Source organism: Pseudomonas sp. RC2C2, from assembly GCF_018390435.1.
Taxonomy (GTDB): domain Bacteria; phylum Pseudomonadota; class Gammaproteobacteria; order Pseudomonadales; family Pseudomonadaceae; genus Aquipseudomonas; species Aquipseudomonas donghuensis.
In genome coordinates, this window is sequence record NZ_JAHBAX010000002.1 from 1,245,223 (window position 1) to 1,266,363 (window position 21,141).

The window sequence follows — 21,141 nt, forward strand, 5'->3', positions numbered from 1 at the left end:
ATCAGGCCGCCACGCTGGCAGTAAACAGATAACCGGCGCCGTGAATGGTGATGATCAGCTGCGGTTCGGCCGGATCGTCATGCAGCTTGCGCCGCAAGCGGCCGACCAGCACGTCGATGGAGCGGTCGTTGGGCACCCACTCGCGGTTGCGGATCTGGTCCATCAGCTGGTCGCGGCTCAGGGTATGGCCGCTGTTGCGCAGGAACACACTGAGCAGCTGGAATTCGCCGTGGGTCAGCAGGGTTTCGCCACCTTGCGCATCGATCAGGCGGCGACGGTCGGTGTCCAGGGCCCAGTCGGCGAATTGCTTGAGCGGGTGATTGCCGGCGCTGGGCGGCTTGCCGGCCTGGGCATGGCGGACCCGGCGCACCAGGTTCTTGGCCCGCGACACCAGTTCGCGCGGGTTCAGCGGTTTGATCACGTAGTCGTCGGCGCCGCATTCCAGGCCAACGATACGGTCGATGTCGTCATTACGGCCGGTGATGAGGATGATGCCGACCTCCGAGCGCACCCGCAGTTCGCGGGTCAGGGTCAGGCCGTCCTTGCCCGGCAGGCGGATGTCGAGCATGACCAGGTCGACGGCCTGCTCGGCGAGCACATGCTCGGCCTGCTCCGCGGTGGTGGCGCAGTGCACGTCGTAGCCTTCCTGGGACAGGTAGGCGTGCAGCAAGTCGCGAATAAGCGGATCGTCATCGACGACCAGTACCCGAGGCGTCATTGCGTGTTGTCTCTTATAGGAATTGTTGTATGACTCACGACAGCAGCGTACCCATTACTGAACGACCGATCAACAGCCCTCGGTCAGGGTGAAGCGCCGGCGGCCACCGGCCTGCAGGCCATCGACCCAGGCCTCGCAGATCTGCACGCCCTGCTCCGGGGTGAAGGTGCCCGGGTTGAGCCCGGATTCCAGCCACAGGCCGTCGAGCAAGGCGCTCAGGCTGATGGCTGCCAGGTCGGCGTTGAAGGCCTGCCAGCCCTCCTCCTTGGCCAGGTCCGCCAGCAGCCGGCCCAGTTCGTTGCGGTATTCGCCGTAGGAGTGGTCGTGCACCTGGTTGATCGCTTCGGCGGTTTTCACCGCGCCCCAGAACGCAAGCCAAGCATCGAGCAGCTGCGGGTCGAGCAATTCGGCGCAGAACGAGGCGCGAAAAAACGCCGACAGCCGCTCGCGGGCATTGGGCGCGGCCTGGGCCATGGCTTCGCGGATCAGGCCCATGACCCGGCCGGTGACTGCCATGTAGGCCTCGGCGACCAGTTCGTCCTTGCCTGAATAGTGGTGGCTGATCAGCCCCACCGAGACCCCGGCCTCGGCGGAGATCTTGCGGATCGAGGCGCCCTGGAAGCCGTGCCGCTTCAAACACACCAGGGTCGCTTCGACCAGGTTGGCCTTGCGCAACTCCGGGACCATACGGCTGTAACGGGCTTCCTGGCTCATTGGCGGTTCTCTTCGGGTGGGAGACTTTTCGCGGGGCAAGCCCGCTCCCACAGGGGGATGGGCAATTCCGGTGGGAGCGGGCTTGCCCCGCGATGCTGTTGAACAACTGTACAACAAGTCCCGATCAGTCGCGATAGCCCGGCGCCACCCGATCGAGCAGGCGCAGCAACGCCGACCAGGCCAGTTGCATGCCATCCGGGTCACTCAGCTCACCTTCCTTCAGCGGCCGCGCCGGTTCGTTGAACTGGCGTTCGGTGTGGGCGCAAACCTCTTCCGTCGGCAACACCAGCTCGCCGGCAGCCATCGCCGTCAGCTGGATCTCGCAGGCTTTTTCCAGGTAATACATGCGCAGGAACGCCTCGCTGACACTGCGCCCGACGCTGAGCAAGCCATGGTTGCGCAAAATCAGCACCGCCTTGTCACCCAGATCATCGACCAGGCGCGCTTGCTCGGCCATGTCCAGGGCGATGCCTTCGTAATCGTGGTAGGCAACCTTGCCATGGAACTCCATGGAAATCTGGTTCACCGGCAACAACCCGCACTTGAGCGCCGCCACCGCGCAACCGGCCTTGGTGTGGGTGTGCAGCACGCACTGGGCATCCTCGCGGGCGCCATGAATGGCACTGTGAATAACGAAACCGGCCGGGTTGACCGGGTACGGCGACGCTTGCACCGCGTTGCCCTCAAGGTCGATCTTGACCAGGTTGGAGGCGCTGATTTCATCGAACATCAAGCCGTAGGGGTTGATCAGAAAATGATGCTCGGGGCCGGGAATGCGCACCGAGATATGGGTGAAGATCAGGTCGGTCATGCGAAAGTGCGCGATCAACCGGTAGCAGGCGGCCAGCTCCTGGCGCAGGTGGATTTCGGTCTCGGTCATTATTGTTGTCCTCAGGCGAAAGGCTGGCCAGACAATAGGGCTGGACATCGTGCGATGTCCAGCCTCGGCGAGGGTTCAGCGGCTGGCCCAGGCGTTGAAGCGCTCTTCCAGTTCATCGCCATGATCGACCCAGAACTCGACGTTCATCGACAGCGCGCCTTCAAGGTTCTGCCTGGAGGTCGGCACCCAGCTGGCCAGCTGCGGATCAAGCTCGGCGGCGGCCTGGATGTTGGTCGGCCCGTAAGGAATCTCCTTCACATAGCGCACCTGGGTGTCGGGCTGGTTGGCGAAGGCGATCAGGCGCTTGGCCTGCTCGACATGCCTGGAGCCCTTGATGATCGCCCAGTAATCCATGCCGTATAGGCTGCCCGGCCACACCAGGGCCAACGGGCTGCCCTGTTGAGCGGCGACGGCGACCCGGCCGCTGTAGGTCGAGGTCATCACCACATCGCCGGCGCTCAGCCACTGCGCCGGTTGCGCGCCGGCTTCCCACCACTGGATATAGGGCTTGAGCTCGCTGAGTTTGTTGAAGGCGCGGTCGACGCCCTCGGGGGTGGCCAGGACCTTGTACACGTCCTCGACCTTGACCCCGTCGGCCATCAGCGCGAACTCCAGGTTGTACACCGCCCGCTTGCGCAGGCCGCGTTTGCCGGGGATTTTTTTCACGTCCCAGAAATCCGCCCATGAGGTCGGTGCCTGGGCCAGCTTGTTGCGGTCGTAGGCGATCGCCACGCTCCACACCAGCACCGCCGAGCCGCATTCCTGAGCGGCATCGGGGATCAACTGCTCGGCACGCCCGAGCCGGGTCCAGTCGAGGCGCTCGTACATGCCCTCGTCGCAGCCGCGCATCAGGTCCGGGCCTTCGATCTGCACCAGGTCCCAGTCGACGTTGCCGGTATCGACCATGACCTTGATCCGGGCCATTTCGCCGTTGTACTCGCTCTGGATCAACGTGCTGCCGTCCTGGGCACTGAACGGCTTGAAGATCGCCGCATCCTGAGCTTTCTGGCCGGCGCCGCCGTAGGCGACCACGACCATGTCCGGTGCTGCCTGGACGGCGCCGACAGCAAGGGCGAACAGCCAGGGAGAGCGCTTGAGCAGGTTCGATTTCATCAATGGTTCCTCTTGCCGGTACCACGTGATGCGTGGCCCGTTTTCTTGTTGTTGTGAAGTGTGCCCCAGGACCCGGGGGTGATTGCAAACTAGTCAAAGGCGAGTAAAAAAAAAAGTTGATTTTTTACTGGCGGTACACTTCTATAGAAAAATAATAACAACACCCCGCTGGAGCCTGACCCGCATGTCGACCTTCGCGCACCTGTTCGAACCGCTGCAAATCCGGGGCAAACGCCTGAAGAACCGCATCATGTCCAGCGGCCACGACACCTCGATGCCCACCGACAACCTGGTCAACGAGCGCCTGATCGCCTACCACCAGGCCCGCGCCGCCGGTGGCGTCGGCCTGATCGTGCTGCAGGTGGCCGGGGTGCACGACAGCGCCCGCTACACCTCCCACGTGCTGATGGCCACCGACGACGCCTGTATCGAGGGTTACCGCCAGCTGGCCGAGACCTGCCATGCCCATGGCACCGTGGTGCTGTCGCAGATCTTTCACCCGGGGCGGGAAATCATGGAATCCCGCGATGGCCTGCTGGCGGTGGCCTACTCGGCGTCGGCAGTGCCCAACGAGCGTTTTCGGGTGATGCCGCGGGCGCTCGACCAGGGCATGATCGACGAGATCGTCGCCGGTTACGCCGCCGCGGCCCGGCGCCTGCACCAGGCCGGCATCGACGGTGTCGAGGTGGTTGCCAGCCACGGTTACCTGCCGGCGCAGTTCATCAACCCACGGGTCAACCGCCGCAGCGATGGCTACAACGGTGAGTTGCAGCAACGGCTGCGGTTTGTCCGCGAAGTGATCGCCGCGGTACGTGCGGCAACGGCAGACGATTTCATCATCGGCCTGCGCATCAGCGCCGATGAGCGCGATGCCGAGGGCCTGACCGAGGACGAATCGCTGGCGGCGGTAAAAATGCTGCAGTCCGAGCTGGACTATGTGCACATCGTCGCCGGCACCTCGGCGTCGCTCGGTGGTGCGGTGCACATCGTCCCGCCCATGGCCATCGAGGCGGCCTATCTGGCGCGAGAGGCCGGGACTTTCAAGGCACAGCTGAACATTCCGCTGTTCGTTACCGGGCGCATCAACCAGCCGCAGGAAGCGGAGCTGATCCTCGCCCGTGGCCAGGCCGATGTCTGCGGCATGACCCGCGCGCTGATTTGCGACCCGCAGATGCCCAACAAGACCCGCAGCGAACGCGTCGAAGACGTGCGCGCCTGCATCGCTTGCAACCAGGCCTGCATCGGTCATTTTCACAAGGGCCTGCCGATCTCGTGCATCCAGCATCCGGAAACCGGGCGCGAGCAACAGTTCGGCACCTTGCAGGCGGCGACTACACGCAAGCGCATCATGATCGCCGGTGGCGGCCCGGCCGGCATGAAGGCCGCGGCGGTGGCCGCAGCCCGTGGCCATGACGTCACCTTGTATGAAGCCAGCGCCCAGCTCGGCGGCCAGGTGCTGCTCGCGCAACTGCTGCCGCGCCGGGCCGAGTTCGGCGGCGCCAGCACCAACCTGCAGCGCGAGATGCACCTGGCCGGGGTCAAGGTGGTGCGCAACACGCGCGTGGATCGCGCCCTGGTCGAGCGCGAGCAGCCTGACCTGGTGATCGTCGCCACCGGTGCCGAACCTTACTGGCCGGCCTTCGAGCGCGGCGGCGACCTGCAGGTGGTCGATGCCTGGCAGATCCTGCGTGGCGAGGCCAAGCCCGGGCGCTCGGTGCTGGTGGTCGACTGGCGCTGCGACTGGATCGGCCCGGGCATCGCCGAGCGCCTGGTGCGTGAAGGCCACCAGGTGCAACTGGCGGTCAACGGCACCCACTGCGGCGAAAGCCTGCCGCTGTACGTACGCGACCAGATGGCTGGCGAACTGCACAAGCTGGGCATCCCGATCACCCCCTATGCACGCCTGTACGGCTGCGACGACAACACCGTGTACCTGCAACACACCGCCAGCGGCGAGCCGATGATCTTTGAAGACATCGACACCCTGGTGCTGTGCCAGGGCCATCAGCCGGTCGATACCCTGGCGGCGCAACTGCACGGCCTGGTCGAGGTAAAACGCATCGGCGACTGCCTGGCCCCGCGCACGGTTGAAGAAGCCGTCTACGACGGTTTGAAGGTCGCCTGGAGCCTGTAAGGCTGTTTATACTCCGGGGCTTTGACAGTGCGGTTCGGAGCACGCCATGAGCAACAGCAGCAAGACGCCGCCCGCCGCCAGCCAGGAAGGTGCCAGCGCCCCGCATTTTCTCGGCACCCGCATCCGCGGCCTGCGCAAGCGCCGCGGCATGACCCTGGCCGAGCTTGCCGAACAGAGCGAGCTCACCGCCGGCTACATCAGCCAGCTGGAGCGCAACCTCTCCTTCCCGTCGATCCCGGCGCTGTTCAACATCGCCCGCAGCCTGGGCGTGACCATCCAGTGGTTCTTCGCCAGCGAAGCCAGCACCGCCCCGGAAGACAACGGTTACGTGGTACGCAAGAACAGCCGCCTGAGCGTGCATTACGAAGACGGCATCGTCGACCAGTTGCTCACCCCGCAACCCAACCGCCAACTAGAGATTCTTCACTCGCGCTTCCCACCGGGCACCTACAGCCAGCAAAGCTATAGCCATGATGGCGAAGAAGCCGGCTACCTGCTGTCCGGCAGTTTCGAGCTGTGGGTCGGCGAGCGGCATTTTCAGCTGAGCGAAGGCGACAGCTTCAGTTTTTCCAGCCAGGAGCCGCACCGTTACGGCAACCCTGGCAAGGTGGATGCGGTGGTGATCTGGGTGATCACCCCGCCGACGTTCTGATACCTACAACAACACAGGCACGCCATGAACGAGTTGATCACACGCGAACTGCACCAGGGCCTGCTGACCCTGACCCTCAACCGCCCAGATAAGCTCAATGCGCTGAACACGGCCATGTACACGCAGTTGGGCGATCAGTTGCGGGCAGCGGCCGAGGATGCGCAAGTCGAGGTGATCCTGCTCACCGGTGGCCCACAGTGCTTTTGCGCCGGCAACGACCTGAAGGATTTTCTCGACAACCCGCCCACTGCCATGGACAGCCCGGTGTTTCGCCTGATGCGGGTGATCATGGCCCTGGACAAACCGCTGATCGCTGCGGTGGCGGGGCCGGCCATCGGCATCGGCACCACCCTGCTGCTGCACTGCGACCAGGTGCTGGTCAGCCGCTCGGCCAAACTGCGCCTGCCGTTCGTGCCGTTGGGCTTGTGCCCGGAATTTGGTTCCAGCCTGTTGCTGCCACGGCTGCTCGGCCATGCGCGGGCGGCGCGACTGTTGCTGTGCAATGAGCTGCTCACGGGCGAACAGGCCGTCGAGTGGGGCCTGGCCAATGAACTGCATGAGGATGGCGAACAGTGCCTGGCGGCCGCACGCAAACTGGCCCAGCGCCTGCAGGCCTTGCCCCAGGATGCGCTACGGATCAGCAAGCGCTTGCTCAAGGATGCCCATCGGCAGGAGCTGGAGGTCACTGTTCAACGTGAAGGCTTGCTGTTTATCGAGCGGCTGCACACGCCAGAGGCGAAAGCGGCGTTGCGGGCACTGGTCAAGGATTGACGCTCCCGGGGCTGCCTTGCAGCCCATCGCCGGCAAGTCCGGCTCCCACATGCTGACCCTGTGGGAGCTGGCTTGCCAGCGATCGAGTGCGCAGCGCTCGTAAATTCAGGCGACACCGAGTCAGTCTTTCAGCACCCTCCACTCAATCCCGTCCAACAACGCATCCACCAGTGCCCTGGCCAGCTCCACCGATTGCTGGGCCGAGCAGACAAACCCTCGTCCTTCCTCACTGCAGTGCTGCACCGCCTGGCCAATAGTGGCGCTGGCGCTCTTGAGGTACAGCAAGGCATGCACCAGCGCGTCTTCGGCGCTGACACCTGCGCACACGCTGAACAAGGGTGGGTGCTCCGGGCAACTGTTGACAGGGGTTTCGACGGTTTCAGCGAGGTGCAGGCTTGGGGGATCGGGGACGAGCTTTTTCATGGTCAACTCCTAACTTGTGGAGCCGCCACGCTTTCGTCGCCAAACAAATGGGTGGCAGCTGTACGCGGGTTGGCGAACCGGTAAGTTAGGAACCCGGCAGGGCCGAAGCCCTCCCGCGCACAGCCACCATAGAGCGTAATGGTTAGGATAGGTCCTAGGACCTGAGATTGGCTAGCGCTTTGCCGGCCTCATCGCTGGCAAGCCAGCTCCCACAGTGGCCGGCGTAACGCTGAACTTGTGGGAGCTGGCCTTGCCAGCGATCGAGTGCGAAGCGCTCGTAAACCCAGGCAACGCCGACTTTGAATCAGCACCTCAACTCATACCGCAACCGCGCATTCGCCCCACCCGCCGCAGCCACCCGCCGGAACCCCAACCTCTCCGCCAGCCGCTGGCAGGCCACATTCGCCGGCGACGTGGTCAGCCACAGCAGCGAGCCTTCCAGCACCGGCAGCAGTGTTTCCAGCGCCTCGGTCATCAAGCCCTGCCGGGCATGGACCTCGGCGATCCAGTAGCCCAAGCCGACCTTGCCCTGGGCATCCGGGCGCACGCCCAGGCAGCCGATCAGTTCGCCGCTGGCCAGGAACAGGTAGTAGCGTTTTTCGCCCTGGGGCGCTGCCCAGTTCTGCCGGGCCTGGAGCAGGCTTTGCCGCGCCTGCTCCAGGGTCCAGTCGTCGCGGGCCCAGGGCAGGAATTCACGGTGGAAGCCGTAGTTGGCGTTGAGCACAGCCTGCAGTTGCGCGGCAAAGGTCAGTTCCGGGGCGTGGAGTTTCAGCTGTTTGCTGCGCAGGCGGCGGGGCAAGTCCATTGCGGGGTCCTGGGATGGGTAAGGACCGACAAGTATTGCATAGACCTATCCTTTACGAGCGCTTTGCGCTCGATCGCTGGCGGCCCGGCCAAGAGCTGCTAGCGTTGTTCAGGCGATCAACTCCCTGTCCCGTGCGGTCATTGCCAAGGATACGAAAGTCGATGAAGCCCACCTTGCGCTCCACCCTGCTCTGCTCCGCCCTTGTCGTGCTGGCTGGCTGCGCCAGCTCCCGGGTAGACCCCAGCCAGTACTCCGGGTTCCTCCAGGACTACAGCCGCCTCAAGCCCGCCGAAAGCATCTCCGGCCAGCCGGTGATGCGCTGGATCGATCCGCAGGTGAAAGCCGCGCGCTTCACCCAGGTGTATATCGAACCCAGCCAGTTCTACCCCAAGCCACAGCCCACCGCGGTGATCTCGGCGCAAGCCCTGGGCCAGATCACCCAGTACTACAATACCGCGCTCAAGCGTGAACTCGGTGCCGTGTTGCCACTGGCCCAGGGGCCGGGGCCTGGCGTGCTGGTGGTGCGCCCGGCCATCACCGCGGTGTCGACCAAGACCGAAGGCCTCAAGCCTTACGAAGTGATCCCGATCGCCCTGGTGGCCGCCGCCGTCAACACCGCCGCCGGCGGTCGCGACCAGGAAGTGGACATCGCCACCGAGGCGGCGTTCCTCGACGGTGGCAGCAACAAGGTGGTGGCCCAGGTGGTACGCAAAGGCAGCGGCAAGGCCCTGGAGAATGACAGCGCCAAGCTGGCCCTGGAAAACGTCAAGCCGGTGCTCGACGGCTGGGCCAGTGACCTGCGCAAAAGCTTTGCCAAGCTCAAGAGCGAGTCGCGCTAGCTGCTAAGTTCGCTGTCGATGACAATGCTGCCACTGAGCAGCTTGTGCACCGGGCAGGCATTGGCCACGGCCAGCAGCCGCTCGCGCTGAGGCGCATCGAGATCACCGTGCAGTTCGATCACACGCTTGATCTCGGTGCGCGCCTCAGGGGTTTTCACTTCGCTGAGGATATCCAGCTGCACATGCACATGGCGCAGCGGCCATTCCTTGCGCTGTGCATACATCGACAAGGTAATGGCGGTGCACGCCCCCAGGGCCGAGAGCAGCAATTGGTGCGGGTTGGGGCCGCTGTCATGGCCGCCCAGCTCGCGGCGCTCATCGGCCAGCCACTGCTGGGCACCAGCAGACAGGCTCACCTGATACGGGACATCGCCAAGGTCGGCGTAAACGGTTGATGCGCTCATGAGCTTCCTTATCGGGGATGGGAACACCCGCCTACCCTAGCGCTCGACACCGATCATCGCCAGTCGCGCCATTGAACTTCAGCGTCCTGCCGGCAGAACGATCGAGGCTGGCAACCCCGCGCCCATGCACTTTACTTGTCGGGACAACCACTCAACCTGATAAGGAAATCGACCATGTCCCAGCTCCTGGACCCCACCTCCAATGAAAGCAAATACGCCAAGCTTGCCAGCGCCGCGATCATCGGTGCGATCACGCCGACCAGCGTGCGCCTGTGGTTTCGCGTGTACATGCCCGGCGAGTGGGTGCTGGTGGTCACCACCACGCCGTTGAGCGGCGACCTGCAGCGCCTGGATGAGCTGCCCGTGGCCGATTTCCTGAAAAAACACAAGATCAAGCCGGTGTTCGTCCAGGCGCAAAAATTCAGCTTCGACAGCGACCTCACCGGTGTCTTTGCAGTGACTGGCCTGAAGGCGCAAAGCACCTATTACTATGCCCTGATCAGCAGCGAAACCGACCACCTGATCATCCGTCGGCGCACCGAAATCGGCGCCGACTCGCCGAAAAACTTCATCACCCCGGCGATCAATCCCGAAACCCTGACCTTCGGCTTCTACAGCTGCCACGACCCGATCAGCGCCGACGGCAGTGCCGGCGCCTGGCCGCTGCTGCACCAGCAACTGATCGACCAGCGCGCGCAGTTCGTCATCGGCGGTGGCGACCAGATGTACGTCGACACCAACAAGAAAAACGGCTTCCTGGATATCTGGGAATGGCTGAAAGAAAACAAGCAGGCCCTGCTGGCCCACTACAAGAAAGGCAACAGCTACGACAAACCCGGCATCGAGCAGTACCTGCTGAACATCTACCGCTGGTACTACCGGGTGTACTGGAACATCCCCACCCTGCGCGAGGTGTACGAGCAGTTCCCGCAGTACATGATCTGGGACGATCACGAGATCATGGACGGTTGGGGCTCGCTGACCAACAAGGAGCGGCAAAAACGCATCTCGCTGCTGTTTGAAAGCACCAGCAACGGCCCCACCAACCAGATGCTCGTCGACCTCATGTGGCGCGCCGCCTGCCGCGCTTATTATGAATACGAGCACAGCCACAACCCTGTGACCTCGATCAACCTCGACAAGCCCGACGACTGCCACTGGGACTACGCCTTCGAGCAAGGCGGCTCGGCCTTCTATGTGCTGGACATGCGCGGCCATCACGATATCGAGGCCAACGACCCGCACAAGATCCTCGGCAGCGCGCAAATGAAGCGCTTCAAGGACTGGTTGAACAGTGCCGTGGTGCAGAGCGCCAAGGCGGTGTTCATTGTCTCGCCGGTGCCGGTGATGCACTGGAACAACGCAGTCACCAACGGCGCCGATTTCGGCTCGCTGAAGGATGACTGCATGGATGAGTGGGACCACAAGAGCAACCTGGCCGAACGCAAGGTACTGCTCGATCAGGTGTATGCGGCGTTGGGCAAAAGCGCCAAGCCAGTGGTGTTTCTCAGCGGTGACGTGCACTGCGCGGCGGTGTTTCGCCTGTTGCACAAGCAATACCCGGCGGCCAAGGTGTTCCAGGTCACCTCCAGCGCCATCTCGCGCCTACCGGCGCCGGACATGCTGAAGATGGCCATCAGCGGCGGTGGCGAGATGCCGGGCATTGCCAACATGGTCTGCGAGCGCTGGTACGCCATGGCCGGCGCTAAGAACTTCGCCCTGCTCAGCGTGCGCCCGTCACTGGATGGCCAGCAGACCGAAGTGCTGGTGGAGCTGCACTGGCCCAGTGGCGAGGATGGTGAGCTGACCAAGCGCCGGGTGGTGCTCAAGTAACCCGGCGCTTGGTGCTCGGGTCAAGCGAAGAACGAGTACAGGATCGCCGACAGGGTAATCAAGCCGATCAGTACTACAAACACATTCGAGGCCTTGCCCGAGTATTTGCGCAGCGCCGGCACCTTGTGGATGGCGTACATCGGCATCAGGAACAGCAGGCAGGCGATGATCGGCCCGCCGAGGTTCTCGATCATGCCGAGGATGCTCGGGTTCAGGGTCGCCACGGCCCAGCAGGTAATGACCATGAACAGCGCGGTCATTTGCTCCAGGCGCTTGGCCGAGACTTGCTTGCCGCGGCTGCGCAGGCTTTTCACGATCATGCCCTGGAAGCCTTCGCTGGCACCGATGTAGTGGCCGAGGAACGACTTGGTGATTGCCACCAGGGCAATCAACGGCGCCACGAAGGCGATCACCGGGGTCTGGAAGTGGTTGGCCAGGTACGACAGGATCGAGATGTTCTGTTGCTTGGCTGCGGCAAGATCCGCCGGGCTCAGGGCCAACACGCAGCTGAAGCAGAAGAACATCACCGTCAGCACCATCATCACGTGGGCACTGGCGAGGATCTTGCCGCTCTTGGCGTCGGCCTGTTCGCCGTAGCGGTGCTTCTGGTCAACGGCAAAGGCCGAGATGATCGGCGAGTGGTTGAAGGAGAACACCATCACCGGGATGGCCAGCCACAAGGTCTTGAAGAACAGGTCCAGGGGCATGCCTTCGCTGGCCTGGGCGAAGAAGGCGCCGTTCCAGTTGGGGATCAGGCTCAGAGCCAGCAGCAACAGCGCGGCAACGAACGGATAGACCAGCAGGCTCATGACCTTGACGATGATGCCCTGGCCGCTGCGCACCACGATCATCAACCCGCAGATCAGCAACAGGGCCAGCAGCGCCCGCGGTGGCGGGGTCACATGCAGTTGGTGTTCCATGAAGTTGCCCAGGGTGTTGGTCAGGGCAACGCTGTACACCAGCAGGATCGGGAAGATGGCGAAGAAGTACAGCAGGGTGATCAGCTTGCCGGCCCCGACGCCGAAGTGTTCTTCGACCACTTCGGTGATGTCTTCACTGGCGCCGCGCTTGCCCGAAAGCACGAAGCGGGTCAGGCCACGGTGGGCATAGAAGGTCATCGGGAAGGCCAGTACCGCCAACACCAGCAGCGGCCAGAAGCCCCCTACCCCGGCGTTGATCGGCAGGAACAGGGTGCCGGCGCCGATGGCGGTGCCATACAGGCCCAGAACCCAGGTGGTGTCGTGACGGCTCCAGGCACGGCTTTGCGCAGGCGCGGCCGAGTCCACACGAACGGTCGTGGTGCTATTTAAATCAGTCATCGATATTGCCTTGTAGTTGTTTTTGTTGCGTATGAATAACTTTGGAACAGGGGTGCAGCTATCGCGGGTCAAGCCCGCTCCCACATGTAGGAGCGGGCTTGACCCGCGATGGGATCAACACTCGACGAACGCGACCGCCAGGCCGCCGCGCGAAGTCTCCTTGTAGTTGGCATGCATGTCGGCGCCGGTGTCGCGCATGGTGCGAATCACCCGGTCGAGGGAGATGAAGTGCTCGCCATCGCCACGCAAGGCCATCTGCACGGCGTTGATGGCCTTCACCGCAGCAATCGCATTGCGCTCGATGCACGGCACCTGGACCAGGCCGCCAACCGGGTCGCAGGTCAGCCCGAGGTTGTGTTCCAGGGCGATCTCGGCGGCGTTTTCCAGTTGCATCGGCGTTGCCCCGAGCACTTCGGCAAGGCCGGCAGCAGCCATCGCGCAGGCCGAACCGACCTCGCCCTGGCAACCCACCTCGGCCCCGGAGATCGACGCGTTCTTCTTGCACAGGATGCCCACGGCGGCGGCGCTGAGCAGGAAGTCGACCACGTCGTTGTCGCAGGCATCGGGGTTGAACTTCATGTAGTAATGCAGCACCGCCGGGATGATCCCCGCCGCGCCATTGGTGGGCGCGGTGACCATGCGCCCGCCGGCGGCGTTCTCTTCGTTGACGGCCAGGGCGAACAGGTTGACCCACTCCATGGCGCTCAGGGTCGAGCCGATCACGTTGGGCTTGCCCAGTTCCTGCAGGCTGCGGTGCAGCTTGGCGGCGCGGCGCTTGACCTTGAGCCCGCCGGGCAAGACACCCTCGTTGCGCAGGCCGTTGTCGACGCACTCGCGCATGGCCGCCCACAATTTCAGCAGGCCGCTGCGCACCTCGGCCTCTTCACGCCAGGCCAACTCGTTGGCCATCATCACCTGGCTGACCCGCAGTTGGTGCTGCTTGCACAGCGCCAGCAGCTCGGCGGCGCTGTCGAAGTCATAGGGCAACTGCACCTGCTCGGCACTGTTGCCCGCCTCGCCCACTTGCGCCGCCTCGACGATAAAACCGCCACCGACCGAGTAATAGGTTTGCTGCAGCAACGAGCCGCTGGCACCGCTGGCTTCCAGGGTCATGGCGTTGGGGTGATACGGCAGGCTTTCGTCGAGCAGCAGCAGGTCGGTAGCGCAGTCGAACGGGATCGCCCGGCGGCCGTCGAGCATCAGTACCTGGCTCTGCTGCAATTGCGCGATCAGCGGCTCGATGCTCTGCGGGTCGATCTGGTCGGGCCATTCGCCCATCAGCCCGAGCAGGCAGGCCCGGTCGGTGGCGTGGCCGACGCCGGTGGCCGACAATGAACCGTACAGGCGCACCTCGACCCGGTTCACCTGCTCCAGCACACCGTGCTCACGCAGCGCCCGGGCAAAGGTTGCCGCTGCACGCATGGGCCCTACGGTGTGGGAGCTGGACGGCCCGATGCCAATTTTGAAAAGGTCGAAAACACTGATAGCCATGCTAATGCCTGACCGAGGTAACATTCCATGTCACGCAACGGCGCTGTTAAAAAATTGATGGGTGTCGCGAAGTTGCGCGATACTGCCCGGTCACTGCCGTCTTGACCAACGAAACTTTCTAAGCAAGCCTTTAGCAGAGCTAAACAATGAAGCGACAAATGAATGGCCAGATGTACGTTTGGCTGCATGTGTTTGCCTGTGCGGCGCGGCACTTATCGTTCACCCGCTGCGCCGAAGAACTGCACATCACCCCCGGCGCGGTCAGCCAGCAGATTCGCCAGCTGGAGGAGCGCCTGGGCTTTCGCCTGTTCCTGCGCCGCGCGCGCGGCGTGGAGCTGACCGCCGAGGGCCAGCGCCTGGCACAAACCGTCAGCGAAGCCTATGGCAGCATCGATGCCGAGCTGCGCCGCCTGGATGCCGGCGAAATCCGCGGCACCCTGCGCCTGCGTTCAATCCCGTCGTTCCTGGCCAAATGGCTGACCCCGCGCCTGCCGCGCTTGCAGCAACGCTACCCGGACATCCAGCTGCGCCTGGTGGCCGAAGACAGCAGCCAGGCCCTGCATGAAGGCGACTTCGACCTGGCCATCGACCTCAACGACGGCAGCTACCCGGGCATGCACTCAACGCCCTTGCTCGACGAGCAGATCTTCCCGGTCTGCGCCCCCTCCCTGCTGCGCGGCCGCCCACCGCTGCACGGCCCGGCGGACCTGGCGCACTATCCGCTGCTGCACGACATCACCGCCTGGCGTGGCAGTTCGGAGTACGCCGAGTGGGAGTTCTATCTGGAAGGGATTGGCGCCAGCGGCCTGGATGTGCGCCGTGGGCACACGTTCAACCGCAACCACCTGACCATTGAGGCGGCGATTGCCGGCATCGGCGTGGCGATTGCCCGGCGCACCCTGCTCAACGACGAGCTGGAGCGCGGTACGTTGATCGTGCCGTTCGGCCTGCCGATCGCCAACCACAAGCGCTATGTGCTGTTGTACCCGCCCGGTGGCCTGGCGCATCCAGGGGCACGCGCGGTGCATGACTGGCTGGTGGAAGAAGCCGAAGGTTTCAGAGCCCTGCACCCCCCGGTGTAAACCTGTGGCCGATCAGTCGGCCTGGCCGACCGGCATCTGCGCCTGGGTCGCTACCGGACCGCCCTGGGGCACGACCACCTGGCTCAGATCGATACGCCTGAACACCGGCTTGGCCCCCAGGCGTGCATTGAAGCGGGTATTGAAGCTGAAGTCGTCCTTCGTTGGTACCACCAGCGAACGCCCGTAGATGGGGGCGATGCCGGCCGGATCGTAACCGAGCAACTGCAGCAAGGTGGGGAAGATGTTGTAGTGGCTGGAACGATCCTTGTTGCTCGCCAGGTGCGCTTGCCAGTCGAGGGTCTGCAAGCCCTGGCCCTGGATCACCACCAGCGGCACCAGGCCCTCTTCTTCTACCGGGTTGCTGTCGCAGTGCGTATTCAGGCCGGGGTTGCCGCGCTCGTGCAGGTCCTGGCCGTGGTCGGAGGTATAGATGAGTACCGCCTGGCTGAGGTCGGCGTTGGCAAACAAGCGATTGAAAAACTCGCCGACATTCCACAACAGGCTGTTCATGTACGAATTGCGGTACAGCACCCAGTCTTCGGGCTGGCCGGAGAAACCATCGCGCCGGCCGGTGTCGGTGATGTCGGTGTACTGCCCGCGCGGCAAGGCCGGGCGGTAGGTCAAGAAGTCGTCGGGGTATTTGTCGTGCACAGGGAAGTGCACGCCGACCTTGTTGATCACGATCAGCTGCGGCTTGCCGTCGCCCAGCAGCTCACCGAGCTTGGCCACGGCGGCCATGTCGCGGTCACGCACCGGGGTGCTGTCGAACTGGATGAACTGGTCGATATCGCGTTTTTCCGCCGCATTCATCAGGTTCTGCAGGTTGCCGCCCGTGCGCTGGGCATCGATGTACACGGTGCCAAGCCCTGCGACCTTGGCGTATTGCCAGATCGACGGCAAGGTCGAGTTGATGCGCAGGTAGTCGTCGCGGGTGCCGCCATAGCGCAGGGTGACGTTGGTGTCGGAGCTGCAATTGGCAATCGAGGCGGCATAGCCATAGTTGAAGATACTGACCCCGGGGCGGGCCTGGTTGAGCTGGCTGCGTACGCCATGGGCGGTGTTCAGGTCCAGGTAATTGCCGGAGACGCTTTCGTCGATGATCAGCACGATGTCACGGGCCAGGGCCGGGCCGCTGCGCGCCAGGGTCACCGGTTCACGGGGGCCGACGCTGTCGTGCAGCGACTCGTAGAGCATCAGGTTGGAATACGCCAGCGGCGTGTACATGATCGGCAAACCGCGCGCACCCTCGCCGGCGCGCACGAACAGAATCGCGGTAAGCAAGGCGATGCCTAGCAGCGGCGCCACCCATGGCAGTGCCCCGGGCCCAGGCACGCTGTGCCGTGGCTTGAGCCCCAGGCCCAACAGCAACAGCAGCGAGCTGCCCAACACGCGGAGGATTACGCTGTGGTACTGCTCTATGGCCTCACCGATAAAACCACCGGAATAGACCATCGAGATAAAGCCGCTGTAGGTCAGGTAGTCGGCGGTAATGCGCGTGTAGGCATCGAAGAACACCGCGCTGGCGCTGAACACCCCTGCAAAGCCCCAGCGTAACCAGCCCTGACGAATGTTCGCGCTCAGCAGCAAGGCCAGCACCAGCAGCACCAGCACGCCGGCATACAGCAGCAATGCCGGGTTCAGGCCGATGGCCTCAAAGCGTTCCAGGTAATAGGGGTAGTTGCTCAGCAGGTAGAGCGCGAGCAGCAGTTCCTTGAAGTATCTGTGCATCTCGTCCTCACCTGGAAACCTTGAAATTGCCGTGGACATTGACACGTTAGCAGCGCTCCCCCAAAGCGCAAACCGGAACAACGTCAATTTTCTGACCAAACTTGGCAGCGTCAATTCTGACAATTCAAAAACGCGAAAACGTTGCATTCGCGTAGCAACTGCATGCATGAACACCTTGTTTATCACGGCTTTCGACCGTTCATCGTTTTGCGATGCGGCAATTGGCCAGTGCTTAGCAATGCTAACCCTCGGATTTAGAACAGCTTGATCGCAAAAAGTCCAAATCGCGACGACTGTAAATTCGACGAAACATGCCATTTGATTGACACAGTTTTCCACGGGTGGGCTATACCGAAATCACACCACTGTTTCATCCTCCTTACTCCATACGAGGCGCGCCGACATGGACGTGAGTGTGTTTGGCACCGGCTATGTCGGTCTTGTACAAGCTGCAGCCCTTGCAGATGTGGGACACCGGGTTTTATCCGTCGATGTCGATACCCATAAGATCGATCAACTGCGCCAAGGCGTACCGCCCATCAGCGAACCCGGCCTCTCGAGCATGCTCGAAGAGAACATCAAGGAAGGCCGCCTGCTGTTCAGCACGCAAGCCAGTGACGCCGTCAGCCACGCCGAACTGATCTTCATCGCCGTCGGCACGCCGCCGGATGAAGACGGCTCGGCCGACCTCTCCCATGTGTTGGGGGTGACCCGGCAAATCGCCGGGCTGATGGAGGCCGACCGCACCCTGATCATCAAGTCCACCGTACCGGTCGGCACCGCCGACAAGGTCACCGCCCTGGCCCGCGAAGAACTGCAGCGCCTGGGCAAGGGCGCGCTCAAGGTGCGGGTGGTGTCCAACCCCGAGTTCCTTAAAGAGGGCAGCGCGCTGGCCGACTGCATGCGCCCGGACCGGATCATCGTCGGTACTGCCGATGACCAAGCCCACGACCAGCTCGCCGAACTCTACGCGCCCTTCTGCCGCAACCATGAAAAGCTCATGTTCATGGACAACCGCAGCGCCGAGCTGACCAAGTACGCAGCCAACGCCATGCTCGCCACGCGCATCAGCTTCATGAACGAACTGGCCAACCTCACCGAGCACCTGGGCGCCGATATCGAAGCCGTGCGCAAGGGCATCGGCTCCGACCCACGCATCGGCTACCACTTCATCTACCCCGGTTGCGGCTTTGGCGGCTCGTGCTTCCCCAAGGACCTGCGCGCCCTGCTGCACACTGCCGAACGCAGCGGTATGCCCCTGCGCTTGCTGCAGAGTGTCAGCGACGTCAACGACGCCCAACGGCAGATCCTCTTCGCCAAGCTCAAGCAGCGTTTCCCCGGCAGCCTGGCCGGCAAGTCGATTGCCGTCTGGGGCCTGGCCTTCAAGCCCAACACCGACGACATGCGCGAAGCGCCCAGCCGCTACCTGATGGAAGCGCTGTGGGCCGAAGGCGCTACCGTGTGCGCCTTCGACCCGGAAGCCATGGCCGAATGCCGGCGCCTCTATGGCTACCGCAAAGACCTGCAACTGTGCGCCACCCGCGACGACACCCTGGAAGACGCCGACGCCCTGGTGATCTGCACTGAGTGGAAGAATTTTCGCGTGGTCGACTTCGCCCTGCTGGCCAAGAAGCTGCGCAGCCGCCTGATCATTGACGGACGCAACCTGTACAACCCCGAGCAGGTCGCCACCTTCGGCCTGAGCTACAGCGGCATCGGCCTGCGCCAGGTCCAGCCCGAGGTACCGGCGCCATGAAGATCCTGGTCACCGGCGCCGCCGGTTTCATTGGTGCTCACTGCAGCCTGCGGCTGTTGCGCGACGGCCATCAAGTGATCGGCCTAGACAACTTCAACGACTACTACGACCCGGCGCTCAAAGAAGCGCGGGTGCGCTGGGTCGAAGCCGAAGCCGGCGCGTTTACCCTGCAACGCCTTGACCTGAACGATGCCGTCGGCATGGCCGAACTGTTCGCCAGCGAGCAACCCGAGGTGGTGATTCACCTGGCGGCCCAGGCCGGTGTGCGCTACTCGCTGGAAAACCCAAGGGCCTACATCGACAGCAACCTCAGCGGTTTCCTGAACATTCTCGAAGGCTGCCGCCACCATCCGGTGCAGCACCTGCTGTATGCCTCGTCGAGCTCGGTGTACGGCGCCAACCAACACATCCCGTACCGGGTCGAGGATGCCGTCGACCATCCGCTGTCGTTGTATGCCGCGACCAAGAAGGCCAACGAGGCCATGGCCCACAGCTACAGCCACCTGTTCGGCATCCCCGCCAGCGGCCTGCGTTTCTTTACCGTGTACGGCCCCTGGGGCCGCCCGGACATGTCGCCGATCCAGTTCGCCCGGGCGATTGCCGAGGGCCGGCCGCTCCAGCTGTTCAACTACGGCCAGCACCAGCGCGACTTCACCTACATCGACGACATCGTCGAAAGCCTGGTGCGCCTGATCCCGCTGGCGCCACAAGCCAACCCGGCCTGGGACCGCGAGCATCCGGACCCGGCCAGCAGCCCGGCGCCATGGCGCTTGTTCAATATCGGCGGCCAGCGCCCGGTGGAACTCAGCGACTACGTGGCGCTGCTGGAAAAACACCTGCAGCGCAAGGCCGAGGTCGAGCTGCTGCCCTTGCAACCGGGCGATGTGCTAGCCACCTGTGCCGATGTCAGCACGCTGGAGCAGGTCACCGGTTTCACCCCCCAGGTTTCTCTGGATGAAGGGCTCGGGCGTTTTATTGCCTGGTTTCATCAGTACTACCCGCGACCTGACCAGGACGTAGCGCGGGCAAACGGGCAGGCGCCCGTGCATCAGCGGAGGGCGGTATGACAGGCCAACCTAAAAGTGCGCAACTGCAGGCACTGTATCAAGACAAGCGCATGGACCCCGCGCATCGCCAGCGCATCGACGCGGCGATTCACATGCAAGGCCGTGGCTGGATGACCGGCCGCGCTGGCGGGCGTCCCTGGACCCTGTCGCGCACCAACCGGGTGGTCGCCTGTTTTGGCGCCCTGTGCATCCTCCTGCTGATTTCGCCGTTGCTGCTGGCGCTGGCCGTGCTGGTCAAGTTCAGCAGCCCCGGCCCGGTGTTCTTCGTGCAGAAGCGTACCGGCTACCGCGGCCGTGCATTCGGCATGTACAAGTTCCGCACTATGGTCGCCAATGCCGAAGCCCTGAAGGATTCGGTGCGCCACCTGAACAAGCACGGCGCCGATGCCATCGATTTCAAGATCGACAAGGACCCGCGCGTCACCCCGATCGGCCAGTGGCTGCGGCGCAGCAGCCTGGACGAGTTGCCCAACCTGTTCAACGTGGTGCGCGGTGACATGCGCCTGGTCGGCCCGCGCCCCACCTCGTTCAACGCCTATCGCTACAAAGACAACCACCTCGCTCGCCTGAGCATCCACCCCGGCATGACCGGCCTGTGGCAGATATCCGGACGCAGCGACATAGACTTCGACCAGCGAGTCGAACTGGACCTGAGCTACATCAACGAACAGAGCTTGATGCTGGATCTGAAGATCCTCCTCAAGACTCCCTTCAAAGTCTTCAGCGGCCACGGAGCAAGTTGAATGGACGGTTCTACTTCAAGAAGTCTGACGATCGCCACCCCGAGCGAAACCAACCTGACCTCCACGGTGCTCGACGAAGACCAGCGCATCCTGCTGCTCACCGCTGCCAACACCGGCAGCGGCACCAGCACCTGCGCCCTGGCCTTCGCCAGCCAGTTGGCGTTGATGAGTGGCGGCCCGGTGTTGCTGGTCGACAGCAGCCCAAGCAGCAACAACCTCAGCCAGCAACTGGCCCTGCATAAACTGCGCGGCTTCAGCGACCTGATGTTTGACCAGGACACCCCGCCGCTGATGCAGGACTGCATCGTGCGCCTGTCCGACCAGCCGTTCGACCTACTGCCGGCCGGCACCTACAAGCGCGGCAAGGAGCGGCTCAACCCCGATCTGCTGCGTGTGCTGCTCAAGCACATGAGCGAGCACTACCGCTTCGTGGTGATCGACGGCGAGGCCGTTTACGCCAGTGCCGACAGCCTGATCATCGGCACCCTGGTCGACGGCGTGATCCTGGTGGTGTGCGCCGAAGACACCCGCTGGGAAGTGGCCCAGGCCACCGCCCAGCGCCTGACCCAAGCCGGCGCCAGGTTGATCGGCAGCGTGTTCAACCGGCGCAAGTACTACATGCCCAAGTGGCTGTACAACAACCTTTAGGCCAGCAGCCCAGGAGCCTCA

General features: G+C 63.5%; 20 protein-coding genes. 10 read left to right on the top strand and 10 right to left on the bottom strand.

What is annotated here, in order from left to right:
- Position 1: 1 nt before the first annotated feature.
- From KHO53_RS24365 to KHO53_RS24380, 4 genes are all read right to left on the bottom strand, one after another.
- A complete protein-coding gene (locus KHO53_RS24365) occupies positions 2 to 718 on the bottom strand; it encodes a response regulator (RefSeq protein WP_213571109.1) in 717 nt (238 codons plus the stop codon).
- Positions 719 to 787: 69 nt separating this feature from the next.
- The gene (locus KHO53_RS24370; protein ID WP_010226876.1) at positions 788 to 1,432 is read right to left on the bottom strand and encodes a TetR family transcriptional regulator C-terminal domain-containing protein; all 645 of its coding nucleotides are present in this window, start codon (positions 1,430 to 1,432) and stop codon (positions 788 to 790) included.
- Between the two features lie 124 nt (positions 1,433 to 1,556).
- Positions 1,557 to 2,312, bottom strand: a complete 756-nt coding sequence (locus tag KHO53_RS24375; protein WP_213571112.1) for a class II aldolase/adducin family protein — start codon at positions 2,310 to 2,312, stop codon at positions 1,557 to 1,559.
- Between the two features lie 75 nt (positions 2,313 to 2,387).
- Positions 2,388 to 3,425, bottom strand: a complete 1,038-nt coding sequence (locus tag KHO53_RS24380) for an ABC transporter substrate-binding protein (RefSeq protein ID WP_213571114.1) — start codon at positions 3,423 to 3,425, stop codon at positions 2,388 to 2,390.
- 184 nt (positions 3,426 to 3,609) lie between these two features.
- On the opposite strand from KHO53_RS24380, the gene KHO53_RS24385 reads away from it, so the two are divergent.
- From KHO53_RS24385 to KHO53_RS24395, 3 genes are read left to right on the top strand one after another with little or no spacing between them, the layout of a single operon-like run.
- On the top strand, positions 3,610 to 5,559 hold the full coding sequence (locus tag KHO53_RS24385; RefSeq protein WP_213571116.1) for an oxidoreductase: 1,950 nt from the start codon (positions 3,610 to 3,612) through the stop codon (positions 5,557 to 5,559).
- A gap of 46 nt (positions 5,560 to 5,605) precedes the next feature.
- The gene (locus tag KHO53_RS24390; protein ID WP_213571118.1) at positions 5,606 to 6,211 is read left to right on the top strand and encodes a helix-turn-helix domain-containing protein; all 606 of its coding nucleotides are present in this window, start codon (positions 5,606 to 5,608) and stop codon (positions 6,209 to 6,211) included.
- A 24-nt stretch (positions 6,212 to 6,235) separates the two neighbouring features.
- Positions 6,236 to 6,982: an enoyl-CoA hydratase gene (locus KHO53_RS24395; protein ID WP_036997104.1), complete on the top strand. Its 747-nt coding sequence runs from the start codon at positions 6,236 to 6,238 to the stop codon at positions 6,980 to 6,982.
- 120 nt (positions 6,983 to 7,102) lie between these two features.
- Here KHO53_RS24395 and KHO53_RS24400 read toward each other — a convergent pair whose 3' ends face one another.
- Positions 7,103 to 7,405: a DUF6124 family protein gene (locus KHO53_RS24400; protein ID WP_213571120.1), complete on the bottom strand. Its 303-nt coding sequence runs from the start codon at positions 7,403 to 7,405 to the stop codon at positions 7,103 to 7,105.
- A 304-nt stretch (positions 7,406 to 7,709) separates the two neighbouring features.
- Positions 7,710 to 8,210 carry a GNAT family N-acetyltransferase gene (locus KHO53_RS24405; RefSeq protein WP_051636828.1) on the bottom strand — a complete coding sequence of 167 codons (501 nt, stop codon included), beginning with the start codon at positions 8,208 to 8,210 and terminating at the stop codon, positions 7,710 to 7,712.
- 161 nt (positions 8,211 to 8,371) lie between these two features.
- Here KHO53_RS24405 and KHO53_RS24410 point away from each other — a divergent pair, with 161 nt between their 5' ends.
- Positions 8,372 to 9,049 (top strand): DUF3313 domain-containing protein, encoded by a 678-nt coding sequence (locus KHO53_RS24410; RefSeq protein WP_100783100.1) that lies wholly within the window; start codon positions 8,372 to 8,374, stop codon positions 9,047 to 9,049.
- Here the strand turns inward: KHO53_RS24410 and KHO53_RS24415 are convergent.
- Positions 9,046 to 9,453, bottom strand: coding sequence for an OsmC family protein (locus KHO53_RS24415; RefSeq protein ID WP_100783101.1), 408 nt, complete (start codon positions 9,451 to 9,453; stop codon positions 9,046 to 9,048). The two genes, KHO53_RS24410 and KHO53_RS24415, sit on opposite strands and share 4 nt — an antisense overlap.
- 174 nt (positions 9,454 to 9,627) lie before the next feature.
- On the opposite strand from KHO53_RS24415, the gene KHO53_RS24420 reads away from it, so the two are divergent.
- Positions 9,628 to 11,286, top strand: coding sequence for an alkaline phosphatase D family protein (locus tag KHO53_RS24420; RefSeq protein ID WP_036997101.1), 1,659 nt, complete (start codon positions 9,628 to 9,630; stop codon positions 11,284 to 11,286).
- Between the two features lie 20 nt (positions 11,287 to 11,306).
- Here the strand turns inward: KHO53_RS24420 and KHO53_RS24425 are convergent, their stop codons facing one another.
- On the bottom strand, positions 11,307 to 12,605 hold the full coding sequence (locus KHO53_RS24425) for a serine/threonine transporter (protein WP_026001545.1): 1,299 nt from the start codon (positions 12,603 to 12,605) through the stop codon (positions 11,307 to 11,309).
- 114 nt (positions 12,606 to 12,719) lie between these two features.
- Positions 12,720 to 14,096, bottom strand: a complete 1,377-nt coding sequence (locus KHO53_RS24430; RefSeq protein ID WP_010226863.1) for an L-serine ammonia-lyase — start codon at positions 14,094 to 14,096, stop codon at positions 12,720 to 12,722.
- A 146-nt stretch (positions 14,097 to 14,242) separates the two neighbouring features.
- On the opposite strand from KHO53_RS24430, the gene KHO53_RS24435 reads away from it, so the two are divergent.
- The gene (locus KHO53_RS24435) at positions 14,243 to 15,178 is read left to right on the top strand and encodes a LysR substrate-binding domain-containing protein (RefSeq protein ID WP_026001544.1); all 936 of its coding nucleotides are present in this window, start codon (positions 14,243 to 14,245) and stop codon (positions 15,176 to 15,178) included.
- A 12-nt stretch (positions 15,179 to 15,190) separates the two neighbouring features.
- Here KHO53_RS24435 and KHO53_RS24440 read toward each other — a convergent pair whose 3' ends face one another.
- Positions 15,191 to 16,906, bottom strand: a complete 1,716-nt coding sequence (locus tag KHO53_RS24440; protein ID WP_010226861.1) for a sulfatase-like hydrolase/transferase — start codon at positions 16,904 to 16,906, stop codon at positions 15,191 to 15,193.
- Positions 16,907 to 17,309: 403 nt separating this feature from the next.
- Here KHO53_RS24440 and KHO53_RS24445 point away from each other — a divergent pair, with 403 nt between their 5' ends.
- From KHO53_RS24445 to KHO53_RS24460, 4 genes are read left to right on the top strand one after another with little or no spacing between them, the layout of a single operon-like run.
- Positions 17,310 to 18,662 carry a UDP-glucose dehydrogenase family protein gene (locus KHO53_RS24445; RefSeq protein WP_036997099.1) on the top strand — a complete coding sequence of 451 codons (1,353 nt, stop codon included), beginning with the start codon at positions 17,310 to 17,312 and terminating at the stop codon, positions 18,660 to 18,662.
- Positions 18,659 to 19,729: an NAD-dependent epimerase gene (locus tag KHO53_RS24450; RefSeq protein ID WP_036997098.1), complete on the top strand. Its 1,071-nt coding sequence runs from the start codon at positions 18,659 to 18,661 to the stop codon at positions 19,727 to 19,729. The genes KHO53_RS24445 and KHO53_RS24450 overlap by 4 nt, the downstream gene beginning before the upstream one ends.
- Complete coding sequence (locus KHO53_RS24455) at positions 19,726 to 20,472, top strand: sugar transferase (RefSeq protein ID WP_010226854.1); 747 nt, start codon at positions 19,726 to 19,728, stop codon at positions 20,470 to 20,472. The genes KHO53_RS24450 and KHO53_RS24455 overlap by 4 nt, the downstream gene beginning before the upstream one ends.
- Entirely contained in the window at positions 20,473 to 21,120 is a 648-nt protein-coding gene (locus tag KHO53_RS24460; RefSeq protein ID WP_159388718.1) for a CpsD/CapB family tyrosine-protein kinase, read from the top strand.
- The last annotated feature ends 21 nt before the right edge of the window (positions 21,121 to 21,141 follow it).

Coding starts and splice junctions, on each gene's coding strand:
- KHO53_RS24365 (WP_213571109.1), bottom strand. CDS start 718: ATGACGCCTCGGGTACTGGTCGTCGATGACGATCCGCTTATTCGCGAC.
- KHO53_RS24370 (WP_010226876.1), bottom strand. CDS start 1,432: ATGAGCCAGGAAGCCCGTTACAGCCGTATGGTCCCGGAGTTGCGCAAG.
- KHO53_RS24375 (WP_213571112.1), bottom strand. CDS start 2,312: ATGACCGAGACCGAAATCCACCTGCGCCAGGAGCTGGCCGCCTGCTAC.
- KHO53_RS24380 (WP_213571114.1), bottom strand. CDS start 3,425: ATGAAATCGAACCTGCTCAAGCGCTCTCCCTGGCTGTTCGCCCTTGCT.
- KHO53_RS24385 (WP_213571116.1), top strand. CDS start 3,610: ATGTCGACCTTCGCGCACCTGTTCGAACCGCTGCAAATCCGGGGCAAA.
- KHO53_RS24390 (WP_213571118.1), top strand. CDS start 5,606: ATGAGCAACAGCAGCAAGACGCCGCCCGCCGCCAGCCAGGAAGGTGCC.
- KHO53_RS24395 (WP_036997104.1), top strand. CDS start 6,236: ATGAACGAGTTGATCACACGCGAACTGCACCAGGGCCTGCTGACCCTG.
- KHO53_RS24400 (WP_213571120.1), bottom strand. CDS start 7,405: ATGAAAAAGCTCGTCCCCGATCCCCCAAGCCTGCACCTCGCTGAAACC.
- KHO53_RS24405 (WP_051636828.1), bottom strand. CDS start 8,210: ATGGACTTGCCCCGCCGCCTGCGCAGCAAACAGCTGAAACTCCACGCC.
- KHO53_RS24410 (WP_100783100.1), top strand. CDS start 8,372: ATGAAGCCCACCTTGCGCTCCACCCTGCTCTGCTCCGCCCTTGTCGTG.
- KHO53_RS24415 (WP_100783101.1), bottom strand. CDS start 9,453: ATGAGCGCATCAACCGTTTACGCCGACCTTGGCGATGTCCCGTATCAG.
- KHO53_RS24420 (WP_036997101.1), top strand. CDS start 9,628: ATGTCCCAGCTCCTGGACCCCACCTCCAATGAAAGCAAATACGCCAAG.
- KHO53_RS24425 (WP_026001545.1), bottom strand. CDS start 12,605: ATGACTGATTTAAATAGCACCACGACCGTTCGTGTGGACTCGGCCGCG.
- KHO53_RS24430 (WP_010226863.1), bottom strand. CDS start 14,096: ATGGCTATCAGTGTTTTCGACCTTTTCAAAATTGGCATCGGGCCGTCC.
- KHO53_RS24435 (WP_026001544.1), top strand. CDS start 14,243: ATGAAGCGACAAATGAATGGCCAGATGTACGTTTGGCTGCATGTGTTT.
- KHO53_RS24440 (WP_010226861.1), bottom strand. CDS start 16,906: ATGCACAGATACTTCAAGGAACTGCTGCTCGCGCTCTACCTGCTGAGC.
- KHO53_RS24445 (WP_036997099.1), top strand. CDS start 17,310: ATGGACGTGAGTGTGTTTGGCACCGGCTATGTCGGTCTTGTACAAGCT.
- KHO53_RS24450 (WP_036997098.1), top strand. CDS start 18,659: ATGAAGATCCTGGTCACCGGCGCCGCCGGTTTCATTGGTGCTCACTGC.
- KHO53_RS24455 (WP_010226854.1), top strand. CDS start 19,726: ATGACAGGCCAACCTAAAAGTGCGCAACTGCAGGCACTGTATCAAGAC.
- KHO53_RS24460 (WP_159388718.1), top strand. CDS start 20,473: ATGGACGGTTCTACTTCAAGAAGTCTGACGATCGCCACCCCGAGCGAA.